The sequence below is a fragment of the Sagittula marina genome, assembly GCF_014196795.1.
GTDB classification, from domain to species: Bacteria; Pseudomonadota; Alphaproteobacteria; order Rhodobacterales; family Rhodobacteraceae; genus Sagittula; species Sagittula marina.
On record NZ_JACIEJ010000004.1, the window covers coordinates 348996 to 367252 of the forward strand.

The following is an 18257-nucleotide window of genomic DNA, read 5'->3' on the forward strand; positions in this document are numbered from 1 at the left end:
ATAGATTGTATTCAGCATGACCTTTGCCAGCCTTTCCGTGATCCATGCCAGCCTCCTTTTCGTGGCCAGCCAAGCCTTTGGTCAGACAGCGGAGTTTACCGATTTCTCACCGAACCCCGGCACCCTCGGCGCGCTGCTGCATGTGCCTCCTGACACTTCGCCCGGCCTGCCCTTGGTCGTGGCTCTGCACGGCTGCACGCAACAGGCTGCCGACTTCGATAACGAGACAGGGTTGGCGAACCTCGCGGACGCAACGCCTTTCCTGCTGCTCTTGCCGAACCAGAACCCCGCCAACATGTCCAACCAGTGTTTCCGCTTCTACGATCAGGCTGACAACCGTCCCGGTCAGGGCGAAAGCGCATCCATTCTGGCGATGATCGACGCGGTTCTGGCGCAACACGACGCCGACCCGGCCCGCGTCTATATTCTCGGCCTTTCTGGTGGCGGCGGCATGACGGCTGCGATGATGGCCAACCACCCTGAGCGCTTTGCCGGTGGCGCGATCCTTGCCGGGGTGCCTTACGGCTGCAATCGCCCCGCCAGCGCGTGGGACTGGCTGTGGTCGGTTTACCATTACATGCCCGTCGATGGGCTGGATGCCACCTACGCCTGCGGCATTTATGGGTACGACGCCTCAGACCGAAGCCCTCGGGACTGGGCCAGCTATGTGACCGCCGTCTCTGGCCCGCGAGACACATGGCCGCTGCTCTCCTTGTGGCAAGGCGGCGCTGATGACACCGTCGATCCCCGCAACCTGCAAGAGCTCACCGATCAATGGACTGCGGTGCAAGGGCTCGACCAGACCCCCGACCTGATCCAGAGTATCGGCACCGCGACCCGAAGCGTCTATACGGATAACAGCGGCGCCGCCCGGATCGAGACATGGGCGCTGCCGGGTTTCGACCACGCAGTGCCGATTGATCCCGAAAACGCCTGTGGCACAGCAGGCCCGCACATCGCCGATGCTGACCTGTGTGCCGTGCGCCACATCGCGGCGTTTTGGGGACTGACACCCTGACAAAACGGACCGCGCGCGCCTTGGTATCGGGCCGCAGAGGCCCCCTGACGCCTCGTTCACCTTTGCCCAATTCTGTCGCGGTTCATCGTTCAACGCACCCCCGCAGACTCGTAAAAGTTGACTCAAAGTTAAATCTGAGCAAGCATACTGGTATGACACCAGTCCTAGCAGCCTACATCAAGGCCGAGTTCTCCGGTCAGCCCGAAGCCTTTTTACAAATGGTTGAGGATCGCCTTTTCGCGGAGCGCCGCTCCCGATGGAAAGGCCGGCTGCTTGTGCTGGACTACCGCAAGGACACAGGCCACGTTACCGTGGGCGACACCTATGCCGAAGCGGTCGAAGAAACGCTGCCTTGGGATGAGTTTCGCACCTACGCCGCGCGGTGCTGACCGGAACGTGTCAGACTTGGGCCTCCGCTCGGATTGCAGCCCCCGAAGATCGAAATATGCTTCTACGTGCCGGACTTTAACGTCTTGTTAAGATTCACATGTTCTTAAGGCTTTCGACCGATGGCATCGTCACCCCCGCTTGGTGAGGTTCCGCGCACGAGCCGGGGCAAATTGTCCAAATCGACGTTTCCATCGGTCACGATCACCCATGGTCTTGCCAGCGAGGATGAGAGGGCGCGCTGAAAACACGGTGCTCTCGCATGAACACTGCTGTATTTCGGGGTTGGAGAGACCATCCCAAGAAACAGAAAAAGGCGCGCCCACCGACGGTTGGGCACGCCTTTTATGTCAGAGACTCAAGCGGCTTCAGCTGGCGAGATAGACGTTCAGTGTCGCGCGGGTGCCATCGCGCCAAAGCATGTTCAGCCATTTGGCAAAGCTCTCGGAAAAGCTGCCGTGCAGCGCGAGATCGCCGTAAATCTGGTGCTGCTCCAACCAATGCGCCGGATCTTCCTTGGCTTTCATGGCCGCTTCGGTCAGCGCCTCCCACATCGGATCATTTGGCTCAATCACTGTGCCGTCTTCGCGCTGGCCGCTGCACATGCGGGCCCAGAGCGCCTCGACCAATGACAACCCTTCGATCGATCCCCTTGCCGCGATGGCATCACGCAAAATCGGCAACAAGAACCCGGTGTGCCGGGAAGATCCGTCAAAGGCCACGCGGCGTGTGGTGTCATGGATCATCGGGTTGGCGAAGCGACGTGCGATGAGGTCGGCGTACTCCGTGGGTGCCATGCCGGGCACAGGATGGACATAGGGCACGATGCACTCTGCCTCGACCTTGGCGAAAAATGCGCTGACATCCTCGTCTTGCATACACGATGCGATGGTCGGCAGTGACAGGATTTCAGCCGCGTTGGCCAAGACCTGATGGCCCGCGTTCAAGATGCGGATCTTCATCGCCTCGTAGACGTGCACATCGTCGGTAAAGGTCGCCCCCGCCAGTTCCCATTCCGGACGGCCCGCGCAGAAACTGTCTTCGATCACCCACTGACGAAAGTTCTCATGCGTGACCGGCGCCGCGTCATCAATGCCAAGCTCTTTGGCCAGCGCGACTTCCTTGGCACCGGTGGCAGGCACGATGCAATCGACCATGGAATTCGGGAAGGTGCAGCTTTCCTCGATCCAGGCAGCCAAATTACGGTCGGACAGACGCGCGAGGCCCACGACGGTCTGTCGCAGGATGTCGCCGTTGCCCTGAAGGTTATCACAACTTTGCAGCGTGAAGGGGCCGGTTCCCGCGTCCTTGCGTGCCTTCAATGCACAGACGATCGCCCCGAAGGCCGTGCGCGGTGTATCGGGGTTGGCGGCGTCGTGCAGGATGTCCGCGTGCGCCTCGTCAAAGTCACCATTGGCGGTGACGTAATAGCCGCCCTCCGTGACGGTCAGCGCAACAATGCAGATTTCCTCCCGTGTCATGGCGTCGATGAGCGGGCGGTTGCCTTCGACGATTTCGATATAGTCAATCATCGACCCGGTGACCTCGGCGGACTGTCCTTTGGGGTCCAGTTCGATCAGGGTGGTCAGGCAATCCTGCGCCTTCAGACGGTCTCTCATGGCCGCATCGTAGGGCCGCACTCCCGCGCCAAGAATAGCCCAATCCTGTGCATGCCCCAGCTGCATCAGCTGGTGCAGATACCACGCCTGATGCGCGCGGTGAAAGTTGCCAAGCCCGATGTGCACGATACCGGGCGTCAGCGCCGTCCGGTCGTAGGTGGGACGTTTGATGCCCTCGGGCAGCGAGCCCAATGTTGCGTTCGAGAGTTTCATATCCGTGTCCTTTGCGGGCCGTACGCAGGTGGCCGACCCGTTAGCTCATTCATTTTGCCGCGTGTGCACATGATCGGCGTCAGTGTCCACCGTGGTTGCACGCGCCCTTCACCACAGGTTTCGTGGCAAAGGGAAGCCCGTTTCCGCCTGCGCAAACAGGTCTTATCAGCGCGGTCTAACCCGCCAACCGTGTCAAGCGACGGCCAGCTCATCTTTCATACGCAGGCCATCGGCGCTGAAGCGATGGATCACGTCCGGGCGGGGCGTCAGGTAGATCTTGTCCCCGTGGGTCAAAGACACCTCGCCATCCGCGCGCACCGTTATGGTCTCTGCCAGCCCGGTTTCGTGGATGTGGAAAAACGTGTCCGATCCCAGATGTTCCGCCACGCCGACGACACCGGACCAAAGACCGCTTTCGCTCGAAACATCAATGTGTTCGGGGCGAATGCCAATGGTGTGTGCGTCGTGCTTTGCGGCCTCTGGCCCTTCGATCAGGTTCATCTTAGGCGATCCGATGAAGCTTGCGACAAAGGTGTTGCGCGGCGTGCGGTACAGTTCCAGCGGCGAGCCGACCTGTTCCACATGGCCTGCCCGCAGCACGACGATCTTGTCGGCCATGGTCATGGCTTCGACCTGATCGTGCGTCACGTAGACCATCGTGGTCGCAAGCTTCTTGTGCAGCTCGCTGATCTCCATCCGCATCCCGACGCGCAGTGCTGCGTCAAGGTTGGACAGCGGTTCGTCGAACAGGAATGCGGAGGGTTCGCGTACGATGGCCCGGCCGATGGCCACGCGCTGACGCTGACCACCGGACAGCTGCCCAGGCTTACGGTCAAGATAATCCGTCAGGTTCAGCGCGCCGGCGGCCTTGGCAATGCGGCGGTCTTGCTCCGCCTGGTCCATGCCCGCCATCTTCATCGGAAAGGCGATGTTCTTGCGCACGGACATGTGCGGATACAGTGCGTAGGACTGGAACACCATGGCCAGACCGCGCTTTGCGGGTGGCAGGCCTGTGGCGTCCTTACCGTCGATCACGATGCGTCCGTCGGTGGTGTCCTCCAGCCCTGCGATGAGGCGCAGAAGCGTGGATTTACCGCAGCCCGACGGGCCGACAAAAACGGTGAATTCACCATCTTCGATGGTCAGATCCAGTGGCGGAATGACCTCGGCTTCTCCGAAACGTTTGACGACTTTCTCGAGAACAATGCGTCCCATAAGTCTCTCTCCCAATACGTGCCCTATCGCTTTCGCGGCTAGAGGGCTTTATTTCACCGCGCCGAAGGTCAGGCCACGGACGAGTTGCTTTTGGCTGAACCAGCCAAGAATGAGGATCGGCGCAATGGCCATGGTGGACGCCGCCGACAGTTTGGCGAAGAACAGGCCCTCGGGTGAGGAGTAGCTGGCAATGAAGGCCGTGAGCGGGGCTGCCTCCGCTGCGGTCAGGTTGAGGGTCCAGAACGCCTCGTTCCACGCCAGGATCAGGTTCAGCAACACCGTGGAGGCAATCCCCGGCAGCGCCATCGGCGTCAGCACGTGGATGATCTCTTCCTTCAGTCCAGCCCCATCCATCCGCGCCGCTTCGAGGATCTCGCCAGGAATTTCGCGGAAGTAGGTATACAGCATCCAGACGATGATTGGCAGGTTGATCAGCATCAGCACGATGATCAGGCCGATCTTGCTGTCCAGAATGCCCAGCTTAATGAACAGCAGGTAAATCGGGTACAGCACGCCAACCGCCGGCAGCATCTTGGTCGAGAGCATCCAGAGCAGGATGTCCTTTGTCCGCCGCCCCGGCACGAAAGCCATGGACCACGCGGCAGGCACCGCGATGATCACGCCCAGCAGGGTGGACCCGCCGGCGATGGCAATCGAGTTCCACAGGAACTTGCCGTAGTTGGATCGCTCCATGACCACACCGTAGTTTTCCAGCGTCCAGTCGAAGAAGAAGAAGACCGGCGGATCGGCGATGGCGGTGGCCTCGGTCTTGAACGAGGTCAGGATGGTCCAGAGGATGGGGAAGAAGATCAGCAGACCGATCGCCCAGGCGAGTGCGGTGTTGATCGCTTTGCGTTGTGTCGTAACAGCTCGAGCCATGATCTACCCTCAATTGTCCAGGTTCTTGCCGACGATCCGCATCAGGAATATCGCGACGATGTTGGCGAGGATGATGGCATAGACGCCACCGGCGGAGCCCAGTCCGATGTTCTGACTTTCAAGAACACGCTGGTAGATCAGATAGGTCAGGGTCTTGGTGCCAAACGCGCCGCCCGTGGTGACGAAGATCTCTGCAAAGATGCCCAGAAGGAAAATCGTCTGGATCAGGATGACCACGGAAATCGCCCGCGACAAGTGCGGCAGGATGATGAACCAGAACCGTTTCAGCGCCGGGGCACCGTCCATTTCCGCTGCTTCCAGCTGTTCGCTGTCGAGCGACTGGATCGCGGTCAGCAGGATCAGCGTGGCAAAAGGCAGCCACTGCCATGACACGATCAGGACAAGCGACGGCATGGACGCCTGGCTGAGCCATTGGATCGGCTCGGCCCCGAAGAACTCCCAGAGGTAAGAGAACAGCCCGTAGTTGGCGTCCATGAAGAAGTTCTTCCAGACCAGCGCCGACACGGTCGGCATGACAAAGAAGGGGGCGATGACCAGAATGCGGACAGGCCCCTGCCCCCACATCGGCTGATCGAGCAGCAGCGCCAGCAAAATGCCCAGCACCGTGGTGATGATCAGAACGCCGCCCACAAGGACCAGCGTGGTCTGGATCGACGGCCAGAAAGCCGAGGACGTGACAAAACGAACATAGTTTTCGAAGCCCACCCACCCAAGGTCGCCACCGCGCAGCGGCAGGTATTTCTTGAACGAGAAATACAGCGTCATGGTAAGCGGGACGAGCATCCAGCCGAGCAGCAAGACAACGGCGGGTGCCATCATCAGCCGGGCGGCCGAGCGGGAATGCTGAGTGGCCATCGGGTGCTTTCTCCCTGTTGACGGATCGCAAACGCCCGCCTTCAAAGGTTGGTAATAACGGTGAAAGATAGAAAAAAGCCGAGAGGCGGACGTGCCGCCCCTCGACCGGGAGGAGCCTTAGTAGCCGGCTGCTTCCATAGCGTCGGTGGTGAGGGCCTGAGCCTTTTCCAACGCTTCTTCGACAGACTGCTGCCCCGCATACACGGCAGAGAATTCCTGGCTTACGTCGGTGGCAATGCCTGCGAATTCCGGGATCGCCGCGAACTGGACGCCGACGTAGGGAACGGGGTCCACGGTCGGGTTGTTCGGATCAGCCGACAAGATCGAATCCAGCGTCATCTGAGCGAATGGCACGTCCTTGTAGTTTTCGTTTTCATAAAGCGAGGTCCGCGCGCCCGGAGGAACATTGGCCCAGCCTTCGTTTTCGGCAACGAGTTCGATGTAGTCCTTGGAGGTCGCCCACTCGACAAACGCCTTGGCGGCTTCTTCTTTCTGAGTGCCCGCCGGGATGCCCAGCGCCCATGCCCAGAGCCAGTTGCCGTTTTTGTCGATGCCCTCTTTGTGCGGTGCAAGCGCAAAGCCCACGGAGTCCGCAACAGTGGAATCATCGGGGTTGGTCACAAAGGACGCCGCAACGGTCGCGTCGATCCACATCCCGCACTTGCCCTGCTGGAACAGCGACAGGTTCTCGTTGAAACCGTTGGTCGCGTAGCCCGCCGGGCCGCTTTCGTTCATCATCTCGGTGAAGAACGTCAGAGTTTCGTTCCACGCATCGGTGTCGAACTGGGGCTGCCAGTTTTCGTCGAACCAGCGTGCGCCAAAGGAGTTGGACATTGCCGTGATCAAGGCGCCGCCCTCACCCCAACCGGCCTTGCCCCGCAGGCAGATGCCGTTGATGTCCGCATCGCGGTCGGTCATCGCCGCAGCGGCTTCACGGATGAAGGACCAAGTGGGCGACCCCTCGGGCATTTCCAGACCGGCCTCTTCCATGAGGTCGGTGCGGTACATGATCATGGAGCTTTCGCCGTAGAACGGTGCCGCATAAAGCGTGCCGTCGTGGCTCAGGCCACCTGCCATCGCGGGCAGGATGTCGTCGACGTCGTATTCTTCGGACAGATCGTCGAGCGGGACCAACCAGCCGTTCGCCCCCCAGATCGGGGTTTCGTACATGCCGATGGTCATGACATCAAAAGCGCCGCCCTTGGTGGTGATGTCGGTGGTGACGCGCTGACGCAGCACGTTTTCCTCCAGCGTGACCCATTCGACGTCATGACCGGTCTTTTCGGTGAAATCGTCGGTGAGACCCTGCATGCGGATCATGTCGCCGTTGTTCACGGTGGCGATGGTGAGCGTTTCGGCGTGGACAGCCGTGGTGACCAGCGTAAGCGCGGTCGCCGCACGAAGTGCGTTCTTAAGGTACATCTTGCTCCTCCCTATGGTTCAGATGTGACAAATGAACCCTAGCCGTAAATTAATCGCACCGTCAATAATTTCTTTACGCGCGATAATTTATTAGTTTGCACTCGCAGAAAAACCGTGACGGCAGCAAGGGGAGAAGGCCACTATCAAGCCGAGTCCCGCATCACCAATTTCCCCTCGAACAGATTGACCTCATAGGGAAATTCCTCCCCCTCGATGGCCCGGAACAGGGTGGCAACCGCGTGTTTGGAAACGGTATCGTAATCTTGCGCGATGGTGGTCAACGGCGGGCAAGTGTACCTGGAGAACGGGTGGTCATCCTGCCCCGCCACTCGAATCGCGCAGCCTTCTGCACGCCCGACGCTCATACCCAGCTCGTAACAAGCGGTGATAAAACCGATGGCGAGTCGGTCGTTTGAGCAAAGAACAGTGTTGGTCCGCATCTCCCCCGAGGTCAGCACCTTGTGTCCGCCTTGTCGGCCAATTTCCTCGAAGTGCCAGCCCTCACCGGCTACGCTGAACACCTGTGGCTCAAAGCCCAAAGTCCGCATTGCCTCCAGGTAGCTCTGCCGGCGTTTCCGGGCGTTCGGGTTGGCCGGGGTCTTCATCTCGAAGAAGCACGGCGGCTGCCCGCTGCGACACAGATATTCAACGATCAGCCGGGTGAATTGAGGATTGTCCATTCCGCAAAACGCCAGCCCTGTGTCCGCGATATTGGAATCGAACAGGACCGTAGGGACCTCATCACAAAAGGCCCGCACCGCCGCGACGTCCGATTCACGCCCCAAAGGCGCCAGCAACGCGCCTGCTGGTTTCAAAGCCAGCAAATTGTCGAGAATGTCATTTTCCGTCTGCTGAACGCCATGGGACGAAAAGATCGTCGGACGGTAACCAAGCTCGACGCAGCGCTGTTCGATGTTTCGGGCAAATTCGGCAAAAACCGGGTCTGCGAGATACGGCACAAGAATGCCCACGGTCTTGGTCTGCTTGCGGTTCTGATTTACGGCAAAGATGTTGGGCCGGTACTCATATGTCTCCAACGCGGCTTCGATCTTGGCGCGGGTGGAAGGGCGCACACTGTCGGGGTCGTTGAAATACTTCGAGACCGTGGGTCGGGAAATCCCGCTCACTGACGCGAATTCTTCCATATTCCGGATTTTGACCTGTGACATGAGTGACGCATCCTCCGCGCCGCCTTACTTTGGCGACCTTTTTCTTTTCGAATGTTTCACCGTTACTTGCCGCGCGGAAAAAATCAACTTGCTTCGCGCCACAACCCTCAATTGAAACTCATGGCAGGTTGACGCACTTATGCGCCAGCAGCGGCCGCAGCCTTGCGCATTTGCGACAGGGTCATGCGTGGGCTCAGCGCCTCTTCGGAAATGTTGAGATCCAGCACAGCGCCGGTTTCAGAGGCCAGCGCGCGTTCAAATGCCTCGGGGAAGTCTGCCGTGTTTTCAACACGTTCCCCGTGGAATCCGTAGGCTTTGGCGAGAGCGGAAAAGTCCGGCGACTCCATGGACGTGCCGGACACCCGCCCCGGGTAGTGCCGTTCCTGATGCGCCCGGATCGTGCCATAAATGCCGTTGTTGAGGATCAGCACGATCGGCTGCGCCCCGGCCTGCGCTGCGCTGGCCAATTCCTGCGAAGTCATTTGAAAATCGCCATCCCCGGCAAAACAGACCACAGTACGCTTCGGGTCGGCGACCTTGGCAGCGATGGCGGCAGGCAGTCCGTAGCCCATGGCCCCGGACTGCGGCGCGAGCAGACGCTGCCCCTTGCCATAGCGAAAGAAGTAGCCCGGCCAGATGGCGAAATTTCCCGCGCCATTGGTCAGGATCGCGTCCTTTGGCAGGGTCTTTTGCAGATACCTGGTGACCTCCGCCATATCCACCGGCGACGGCTGTTCTGGCACATCAAAGCCAGCCAGGTAAGCTTCGCGCGCCTGCTTGCACCACCCGGTATCCCGCCGCTCCAGCGGGCCGCCCTCGACCATGGTCATGGCAAAATCCGAGGGGTCTGCATGGATGCCCAGTGTCGGCTGATACACCTTGCCAAGTTCAAGATCGCTGCCGTGCACATGGATCAGCGTCTGCTTGGGCTCCGGCACGTCGAACAGAGTATAACCCTGCGTCGAATTTTCGCCAAAGCGGACATTTATGGCAAGGACCACATCGGCCTCGCGGATCAGCTTGGCCGTCGATGGCCACATGCCAACCCCGGCATGGCCCGCAAAACATGATGAGTGATTGTCGAACTGATCGTGATAGCGGAACACGCCGACAGCGGGGATCTTGTTCTCTTCGGCAAAGGCCTGGAGTGCCGCGCGCCCTTCCGGGCTCCAGTTGCTGCCCCCGAAAAAGATCAGCGGGCGCTTGGCCGCTTCGAGCAGTTCCCGCGCGTCATTTTCCGCTCCCGGGTTGACCGTCGGTGCGGCGATGCGGCTTGGCCCCTTGATCGGTTTCGCATCGGTCGGGGCTGAAAGCATATCCTCCGGCAAGGCAATGACCACCGGACCGGGTCGGCCCGTGGTGGCCACCGTCCAGGCGCGGGCGATGATTTCTGGAATGCGGTCGGTCTGGTCAATCTCCACCGCCCATTTCGCCATCGTCCCGAACACCGCGCGGTAGTCCAGCTCTTGAAACGCCTCGCGACCCTTCATGTCTGTGCCCACCTGCCCGACAAACACCAGCATTGGCGCGGAATCCTGCATGGCGGAGTGAATGCCGATGGAACCATTCGCTGCCCCCGGTCCGCGCGTGACCATGCAGATGCCCGGTTTACCAGTCAGCTTGCCCCAGGCGGCGGCCATGAACCCTGCGCCGCCTTCATTGCGGCAGAGCACGTAGTCGAGCTGCCCCTCGGTGTCGTGCATCGCGTCAAGCACCGCCAGATAGCTTTCCCCCGGAACCCCGAACGCCTTTGTCGCCCCAAGGTTTACAAGACATTCCACCAAGAGGTTACCGCCGTGCCGCTGTGCCATGTTGCTCGATCCCTTTGTTAACGGGCGGAGCATTGCCTGTTGTGAGGGAGAGTGCAACGCGAAGGCAGCTAGCGCTCGCACACGATGTGCCCCTGCCCCGGACGCTCACCAAGTATTACGCTGCATTAATTTGCCGGACATTTCCACGTCGACCCGGTGATCTGGGGGAGTTTTGGACCCGTTCCGCCGACATCTCTAAGGCGGTGGCAGCCATGATTGCGCCGCCGAAGGTCTCATGGCTCCACGCCTTCAACGTCAGGCCGCAAACACCGACGGCGTAAGAAAGTTGGTAGATGCGGGGAACGGCGGGCACCGTCCGGGCAAAGACCTTGGGGGAGGATTTGTCAGCGCACTCACGGGATACGGCCGAGTAGCGCTTGCTCGCCAGCGTCTTGGCCGTATCTGGTGGGAAGGCCCCTCTGATCGTGTTGACTTATGCGGAATGCTCGGTGCTGCGGGTGCGCAACCGTCGTGTCGAAGGACGGTTTGATTTCACCTGAAATTCCGCCCGTGCGGCCCCGCAGTGCTTATTCCCGGTGCCATGCTCGCCAGCCGGGGCCCTGAGAGGCGGCGGTTCGGACCCATGCACAAACTGTGCTTTCCGGAATACTCATTGCCAACCGCATCGGCTTCAGATTTCCCGGCGACCGCGTTGCGCCCCCTTAGTCCTGCCGTCATAGTCCCGCCAAGGCAGGAGTTTCCCAGTGACAAAAATCCTACACACAGCGGATGTGCATCTCGATTCACCGTTGAAATCCCTCGCGCTCAAGGACGAGGGGCTGCGGACACGTGTGATGGCCGCCACGCGCACGGCCTTTACCCGCATCGTGGACACCGCGCTTTCGGAACAGGTGGCCGCGCTGTTGATTGCCGGGGATCTTTTTGACGGTGCGGAACGCAGCGCCCGCACCGCAGCCTTTCTGACCGGCGAATTGGACCGCCTGCGCGCCGCCAACATCCGCGTCTATTACATCAAGGGCAACCACGACGCCGACAATCCGATCACCGGCGAACTCAGCCTGCCTGACAATGTGCATGTGTTCACTGGCCACGGCGGCAAGGATGAGCTGGCGTCCGACTTGTGGATACATGGCGTCAGCTTTTCTGGCCGTCACGCGCCGGACAGCCTGCTCCCGAAATTCGCCCCTCCCGTCGAGGGGGCCGTGAACATTGCCATGCTGCACACCTCGCTGGCGGGATCGGAGGGCCATGACACCTACGCGCCCTGCTCCGTCGCCGAGCTGACAGCTGCGGGCTTCGACTATTGGGCGCTGGGCCATGTGCACAAGCGGCAAGTTCATGCACAGTCCCCTTGGGTCATCATGCCCGGTTGCCCGCAGGGCCGTGACATTGGCGAGGCAGGGCCGCGCTCTGCCTCGTTGCTCACCATCACCGACGGCCAGATCCAGGTTGAAGAGGTCCCCACCTCTGCCGTGGAATTCACCGCGCTGGAGATCGACGTGACCGACTGCGCCAGCGCCGACGCCTTGCGCGATCTGCTCCGCGCCCGCCTGCGCGACACTGCGCAATCGCTGACCTCGGACACAGGCATCCTGCGCCTGACCCTCACCGGTCACACGGATCTGCACTGGCAGATCCTGCGCGACCGAGATGTTTGGCAAGAGACCATCGACAAGACCGCGCAAGACACCGGCGTTCTCTGGCTCGAAAAGCTGTCTTTTGACTTGAAGGCACCGCGAACCTCCGGCCCATCGGTCAGTGCAACCGACACCTTGGCGGATCTGATGGCGCAAATCACCACCGAGCCCGGCTTTGCCGACGCGCTGCATGCCGATATGCGCGCCCTGCTTGAAGATCTGCCGGTGGCACGCCGCGCAGTCCTGCTCCCCGATGAGGACGCAGCCCGCGCCCTCGCCACTGACCTTGCCCGCAACGGCGCTGCCGGAATGCTCGCCCGTATGAAAGGGGCCACCGACTGATGCGCCTGCGCCACCTGTCCCTCGACCTTTTTGGCCATTTCACCGATCAAACCTATGATTTTGGCGCCGGTGGCGATGGAGACTTCCACCTGATCTACGGCCCGAACGAAGCGGGGAAAACCACCACGATGGAGGCCGCGCTGCGTCTGCTTTACGGTTTCCCGGCCAAAAATGACGGCTATGATTTCAAACATGGTCGCCAGAACATGCGCCTGTCCGGCGTGCTGGACATCGACGGCGCGGAGAAGTCTTTTGTCCGCGTGCCGGGGCGCAACAGCCTGCTCGATGCGCGCGGCAACGTGCTGGCGGAACAGGCGATTTCCGGGCACCTTGGAGGGCTGTCGCTGACCGATTACCGAGCGCTGCTCTGTCTCGACGACGAAACAATCGAGACCGGCGGCGAGGACATCGCAAATGCAAAGGGCGACATCGGCCGCTTGTTGTTTTCTGCAGCGGCAGGCATCGCTGACCTCAGCGCCGTGCTGACAGAGGCGCGCAACGAGGCCGACCAGATCTATCGCAAGCGCGCCAGCAGCACCCGCATGGCCTTGTTGAAAAAGGATCTGGCCGAAATCGACCGCCAGATCCGCGACAACGACACCTCCGCCACCATGCTCAAGAAACTGCGCCAGACGCAGCAGCAGGCGCAAACGCGCGAGGACACCGCCCGCTCCGAACGCGACGACCTTCACAAACGCCGCGCCGAGGTTGCCACCCTGCGCCGCGCCTTGCCCCGCATGGCTGAACGCGATGCACTGGCGGCGGAGCTCGACGGCACGGAAGGCTGGCCAGACACGCTTGATCTGGACCCGAACCGGCTGGTGCAGCTCACCACCGACGAGGCAAAGGCGCAGGCCGACCTCATCCGGCTGACCGATGCCATCGCGCAGGCAAGGCAGGCCCGCGACGCCCTGACCATCACACCAGAGGCAGAGACGCTCGTCGCTGACCTCAAGGCTCTGGACGAGTTGCACAGCCGCTATGTGTCCGCCCGTCCGGACTTGCCGAAACGCCGCCGCACCCGTGACGAGGCGCAGGAACGCATGCAGCGTCACGCGCGCGACCTGGGACTGTCCGGTGATACAGACCCCACCGCTTTGGTCTGCTCCCCGCCGCAGATCGCAAGCCTCGAAGCGGCCCGTGATGAGATGCGCGAGGCCGCGCAAACGGTGCAGACAGAGGCCGATGAACTTGCGACACTTGACGACCGGCTGGCGACCGCGCTGCAAGCGCAACGCGACCTCTCCGCGCAAACGCCGGTGGGGACGACACTCGCGGATCTGCTGTTGCGCCACGATGCCGACCGCATCGCCCGCGCCTACGCCACCGCCATGACGCGCCTGCGCAGCACCCGCGAGGCCCGCGACACGGCTTTGGTCGCCCTGACACGCGGGGCGACGGCTTTTGACGCGCTTCCAGTGGCGCCGTTTGATCCGGCAACTGCGGACGCCATTGCCGACCGTCACGCCACGCTCACCGACCAGATCGCGCGCACCACGCAAGAGATCACCGATTCCCAAGAGACCGCCGAGCGACATAGCGTGCAGGCGGCCCAGATCGGCAAGCGCGGCACCGTCAGTGATACGGATGCGACAGAGGCACGCGCCGCCCGTGACGCGCTGTGGCAAACGCATCTGGAGACGCTCGACACGGCCACAGCACAGGCGTTCGAACAGGCAATGACCCGCTTTGACCACCTCTCCGAGACGCGGCTGGCCCACGCCCAGGACGTCGCCCGCCTGCGCGAAATCGCACTCGCCCAGGCAGAGGCAAAGACACGCGCCACCCAGGCGGAGCGGCGTCTCGACACGCTCCGCGCCGAGTGTGAAACCGTCGAAGCGCAGACTGCCAACGCCTGCATCCAGGCGGGCCTGCCACACCTCTCTCCCAGCGCCCTGCGAGACTGGATCACCGCCCATACCGCCGCCGCTGAGGCACAGCGTCAGCTTGACGCCGCGCAGGCAGAGCAAGCGCCCATCCTTGCCCGGGCGCAAAGCCTACTGGACGCGTTGCGCCCGCATTTGCCCCAGCAAGACCCCGACTTCGACGCCGCGCTCGACACGGCCCGCGCCATGGCACGCGACGCCCAGCAAGATGCGCAGCGTCGCGCCACAACGGACGCCACTGTCACCGAGTTGACCCGCGACCGTGACACCCGCCAAGCCCGCCACCAAAGCGCGCAAAACACAAAGGCGCTGGCAGACAGCGCTTGGCAGACACTGGTGCAGGATCTGTTCAAAGGGCACTTGTCACCCGACGCGCTGTTGCCCTCGCTCGACCCTCTGCGCCGCCTGCGCGAGGACGACGCCCAGCGCGCCCAGGCCGTGCATCAGATCCGGGCCATGGAACAGGATCAGGCGCAATTCGCAGACGAAATCGAGCGCCTCGCTGCGCGCTTTGGCGTCGCTCCGGGCGATCCGCTCGACCGCTACGCCGCGCTTCAGGCGCACGCACGGGAGGCCTTGGACAACGCCGCCCAACGCGACCGCCTGACGGATCAGCTCACGCGACACACCGCAGACAAGCAGGCCGCGCAGGACACCCTCGACACCATTGGCCACGAGACACGCAGCCTCGCCGCAGCCTTTCCGGACAGCGCGCCGCGCGACACGCTCGACGCCCTGCGAACATCCGATGCCACCGCCCGCGAAATCATCCGCAAACGCCAGCGTTTGATGGAACTGGATCGCGGGTTGACCTCTGATCTGGGCGCAGCCGACCTCGACACTGTGCGTGACAGATTGGCCGACACATCTGCCACCGCGCTGGAGGCGGAGGAACAGACGCTCACCGCCGACCTTGACCGCGCGGAGACCGCGCTGACCCAGGCCATCGGCGACCGCGCCGCCGCCGCACGCGATCTGCAATCCATCACCGGCGACGCCGAAATCGCCGGCCTCGTCGAACGCCGCACGACGCTTGAACTGCAACTGGAGGAGGCCGCGCTCGATTACCTGCAGCGGGACTTTGGCCTGCGCCTCGCCGAAGAAGCCATTCGCCGATATCGTGACAGCCACCGCAGCGGTATGATGGAAGCCACGGAACGCGCTTTTGCCGAACTGACCAACGGCGCCTACACCCGGCTGGTGCCACAAGTAAATGGCCCGTCAGAGGTGCTGCAAGTGCTCGACGCAAACGGCACCGCCAAGCAAGTGGCGGATTTGTCCAAGGGCACGCGGTTCCAGCTATACCTCGCCCTGCGTGCCGCCGCCTACGAACAGCTTGTTTCGCAGGGGGTGGTGCTGCCGTTTTTCTGTGACGACATATTCGAGACGTTTGACGAGGACCGTACCCGCGCCGCCTGCCGCCTGATGGAACGCATCGGCCGCAGCGGCCAGGCGATTTACCTGACGCACCACCGCCACGTGGTCGACATCGCGCAAGAGGTCTGCACCACTGCGCCGAAGGTGCATCGCATATGACCCTCTTCACACGCGTCCAGAGGATCAGCTTTGGCGATTGCGACCCGGCAGGCATCGTCTATTACCCGAATTATTTCAGGTGGATGGACGAGACATTCCAAGCCTATCTGGCCGAGCGCGCCGATGGGCACAAGGCACTGTGCGAACGACTTCAATCGCGCGGCTTCGGGCTGATGGAGGCGACACTGGCCTTTCGATCCCCCGGCCTGGAGGGGCAAACGATCACCTATGCCCTGACAGAGATCATCTGGTCGTCTCGCAGCTTTGAACTGACCTATCGCGCGACAGACGGTGACCGCCTGCTGCTCGAAGGCCGCGAACGGCGCGGTGTCTTCGTGGACCGCGACGGGCGTCTGGCTGCCGGGGAGGTGGCGGCGCTGCGCGACCTGCTGGTCTGAAACACCGCTCGCAATGGTATTTTCCAGATACGGCTGCTGCACCGCACATTACACGCATTAAGTGTAATCTGGGTTCACATCTCGCGAGGCCTGAAATGGTCCAACGTCGCGTTATTGCCTATTTCATGCATGAGGAGGAGGATGCCGCCACGCAGTCCCTCCTTTCCAATGACACCGCAATGCAAAGCTTTCTCCTCGGGATTATTGACGATGCCGCTCTGACGGCACGGGGCCTGTGGATGGCGCGGATCATTGCAGGCAACCTGCTTGGCGACGGTCATGTTTTTACGCTGGTCACCACCGGGCAACGGGTGCCCGATTTCGCCGTTAACGAAGACGGCGGGCAACATAGATCAGCCGCCTGCCCGCTTGCTTTGGGATGTGCAGGCCAAGACGCGGGACGCGCGCGGGCTCCTGTCGATCCGCCCAAAGTCAGAGTGCCACCAGCGCCATCACGCCGAAACTGAAGGAAAGGCACCACCAACGCCATCAGCATCGGCGCCGCGCAGAAAAGTGCGCACCAACCTGCGTGCCGCCCCCGTACGCGCCGCGCAGGTCGTTGTCCTGCGTCCGGCCAAGGTCGGGCGCGCATGGCATCGGTTCAGTGCCTGCTGCCGCATCGGCGCAACCGGCCACACGACCGCATAGACCGCCGCCAAGGCGACACCCGAGACACCGCCTACGCCACTTGGTCCGCTGTCACAGTGCTCAGCGCGTCGCCCGTGCAAAAGTCAGAAGGCCGAGCCTTGCTGCGCCAAGCGCCAAAACCCCGCAACAGGCTCCAGACACCGCACCAATGTGACGCTGCATCAGCCGCCTTGGTGTTAGACGCTGATCGCACTGACGGTGGCATCGGCCTCCTCGGGGTTATTTTCCGTCGGCACCAGTTTCACGTGGCCCTCGCCTGCGGCCAGTTTCCCCGACATGTGCAGGCGGTCGAATACATTCGTCACTTCAAGCACGTAGGTCATACCATTGCCGGCATGTGCCCCGTCCGGATCGCTGGCCAGTGATGCCCCGAACAGCGACATGGTGCCTGCAAGATGTTCCGGGCGATTTTGGCGCCCCTTCCCGGTGGAAAGGCCACATAGACCTGAAAGACCACTGCGTCCGCCCGGCTGCGCACGTTCTCAAGGTTCAGGAAAATACGATCCGGTGTGCCGGTCCCCTCATGACAACGCATTGCGAAACAATGTTCCGACAAAGGATGCAAGTTCCGTCGGGCATAGTGCTTCAGCAAATGACCGGGGTCGTCAAAGGCGGCTTGCAGTTGAGCGGGCTTGGACTGGTCAGTGCCGAATTGCAGTACTGCGTCACACTGGAAAAATGACCTTGGCGGTGAGCAATTCGCTTCGGGGTTCGCAACGGCCGGTATATCTGTTCATCCCCTCGCGGGACATCCTTGCGTGGCGCCCTTCAGGACAATGAACGGCGCCTACGGCACCCGCGAGTGTTACGGTGCCATGCATTGCGCACCAAGGCGACCCCCGGGCGGTGAGATAGGTTGAACGGGCACTCCCGCAAAGACGAAATGGATACCAGCGCCGAAGTCGCGTTGTGGCGAAACACCGTGTGACTCGTTCTTTGCGAATCCCCTGCCGGTCAGCGGATGCACTGCTTGGCCAGCGGCCGGTAGCCGGTGGCACCGAGACCTGATTGCAGAGTGGCTGACCCTCAGGAGCGTGTTGCCGGAACGAACCGCTTCTTCACATTCGATAGAGCCGAAACGGAAGACGTGTCTCTGAGGACAAAGGGATACAAGGCCGCAACTTATGCAACAGAGTTTCCAGAATGGTCACTTGCGCCCTGCCCGAACACGATCCGCAAACTTGCAGCGAATTGAAACGCTCCGCCCTGCGGGTTGAAGCCGCATATCCCGGATGACCGA

14 protein-coding genes and 1 pseudogene are annotated in these 18257 nt (G+C 61.7%); 5 read left to right on the plus strand and 10 right to left on the minus strand.

Annotated elements, in window-relative coordinates:
- Positions 1 to 16 precede the first annotated feature (16 nt).
- Together GGQ68_RS10120 and GGQ68_RS10125 are read left to right on the plus strand one after the other, a co-directional pair.
- Positions 17 to 1018, plus strand: a complete 1002-nt coding sequence (locus GGQ68_RS10120; RefSeq protein WP_183965578.1) for an extracellular catalytic domain type 1 short-chain-length polyhydroxyalkanoate depolymerase — start codon at positions 17 to 19, stop codon at positions 1016 to 1018.
- A gap of 152 nt (positions 1019 to 1170) precedes the next feature.
- A complete protein-coding gene (locus GGQ68_RS10125) occupies positions 1171 to 1407 on the plus strand; it encodes a hypothetical protein (protein WP_183965580.1) in 237 nt (78 codons plus the stop codon).
- A gap of 366 nt (positions 1408 to 1773) precedes the next feature.
- On the opposite strand, the gene GGQ68_RS10130 is transcribed toward GGQ68_RS10125, so the two are convergent.
- The 8 genes from GGQ68_RS10130 to GGQ68_RS24840 all read right to left on the minus strand — a co-directional run bounded on the left by GGQ68_RS10130 (position 1774) and on the right by GGQ68_RS24840 (position 10922).
- Complete coding sequence (locus GGQ68_RS10130) at positions 1774 to 3237, minus strand: mannitol dehydrogenase family protein (RefSeq protein ID WP_183965582.1); 1464 nt, start codon at positions 3235 to 3237, stop codon at positions 1774 to 1776.
- Positions 3238 to 3429: 192 nt separating this feature from the next.
- Entirely contained in the window at positions 3430 to 4452 is a 1023-nt protein-coding gene (locus tag GGQ68_RS10135) for an ABC transporter ATP-binding protein (protein WP_183965584.1), read from the minus strand.
- A 48-nt stretch (positions 4453 to 4500) separates the two neighbouring features.
- The gene (locus GGQ68_RS10140) at positions 4501 to 5331 is read right to left on the minus strand and encodes a carbohydrate ABC transporter permease (protein WP_183965586.1); all 831 of its coding nucleotides are present in this window, start codon (positions 5329 to 5331) and stop codon (positions 4501 to 4503) included.
- Between the two features lie 9 nt (positions 5332 to 5340).
- Positions 5341 to 6207 carry a carbohydrate ABC transporter permease gene (locus GGQ68_RS10145; RefSeq protein WP_183965588.1) on the minus strand — a complete coding sequence of 289 codons (867 nt, stop codon included), beginning with the start codon at positions 6205 to 6207 and terminating at the stop codon, positions 5341 to 5343.
- Positions 6208 to 6324: 117 nt separating this feature from the next.
- Entirely contained in the window at positions 6325 to 7629 is a 1305-nt protein-coding gene (locus GGQ68_RS10150) for an ABC transporter substrate-binding protein (RefSeq protein ID WP_183965590.1), read from the minus strand.
- A 143-nt stretch (positions 7630 to 7772) separates the two neighbouring features.
- Positions 7773 to 8798 carry a LacI family DNA-binding transcriptional regulator gene (locus GGQ68_RS10155; RefSeq protein ID WP_183965592.1) on the minus strand — a complete coding sequence of 342 codons (1026 nt, stop codon included), beginning with the start codon at positions 8796 to 8798 and terminating at the stop codon, positions 7773 to 7775.
- Positions 8799 to 8935: 137 nt separating this feature from the next.
- Complete coding sequence (locus GGQ68_RS10160; RefSeq protein WP_183965594.1) at positions 8936 to 10609, minus strand: thiamine pyrophosphate-dependent enzyme; 1674 nt, start codon at positions 10607 to 10609, stop codon at positions 8936 to 8938.
- Between the two features lie 115 nt (positions 10610 to 10724).
- Positions 10725 to 10922, minus strand: a complete 198-nt coding sequence (locus GGQ68_RS24840) for a cyanase (protein WP_183965597.1) — start codon at positions 10920 to 10922, stop codon at positions 10725 to 10727.
- A gap of 391 nt (positions 10923 to 11313) precedes the next feature.
- Between GGQ68_RS24840 and GGQ68_RS10170 the strand changes: the two genes are divergently transcribed.
- From GGQ68_RS10170 to GGQ68_RS10180, 3 genes are read left to right on the plus strand one after another with little or no spacing between them, the layout of a single operon-like run.
- Positions 11314 to 12549, plus strand: coding sequence for a metallophosphoesterase (locus GGQ68_RS10170; RefSeq protein WP_183965599.1), 1236 nt, complete (start codon positions 11314 to 11316; stop codon positions 12547 to 12549).
- Positions 12549 to 15971: an ATP-binding protein gene (locus tag GGQ68_RS10175; protein ID WP_183965601.1), complete on the plus strand. Its 3423-nt coding sequence runs from the start codon at positions 12549 to 12551 to the stop codon at positions 15969 to 15971. Before GGQ68_RS10170 ends, GGQ68_RS10175 begins: the two co-directional genes overlap by 1 nt.
- Complete coding sequence (locus GGQ68_RS10180; RefSeq protein ID WP_183965603.1) at positions 15968 to 16369, plus strand: acyl-CoA thioesterase; 402 nt, start codon at positions 15968 to 15970, stop codon at positions 16367 to 16369. Before GGQ68_RS10175 ends, GGQ68_RS10180 begins: the two co-directional genes overlap by 4 nt.
- 74 nt (positions 16370 to 16443) lie before the next feature.
- Here the strand turns inward: GGQ68_RS10180 and GGQ68_RS10185 are convergent, their stop codons facing one another.
- Both GGQ68_RS10185 and GGQ68_RS24975 read right to left on the minus strand, forming a co-directional pair.
- Positions 16444 to 16719 carry a hypothetical protein gene (locus GGQ68_RS10185; protein ID WP_183965605.1) on the minus strand — a complete coding sequence of 92 codons (276 nt, stop codon included), beginning with the start codon at positions 16717 to 16719 and terminating at the stop codon, positions 16444 to 16446.
- A 474-nt stretch (positions 16720 to 17193) separates the two neighbouring features.
- Positions 17194 to 17552 (minus strand): annotated as a pseudogene (locus tag GGQ68_RS24975) (DUF7868 domain-containing protein).
- Positions 17553 to 18257 lie beyond the last annotated feature (705 nt).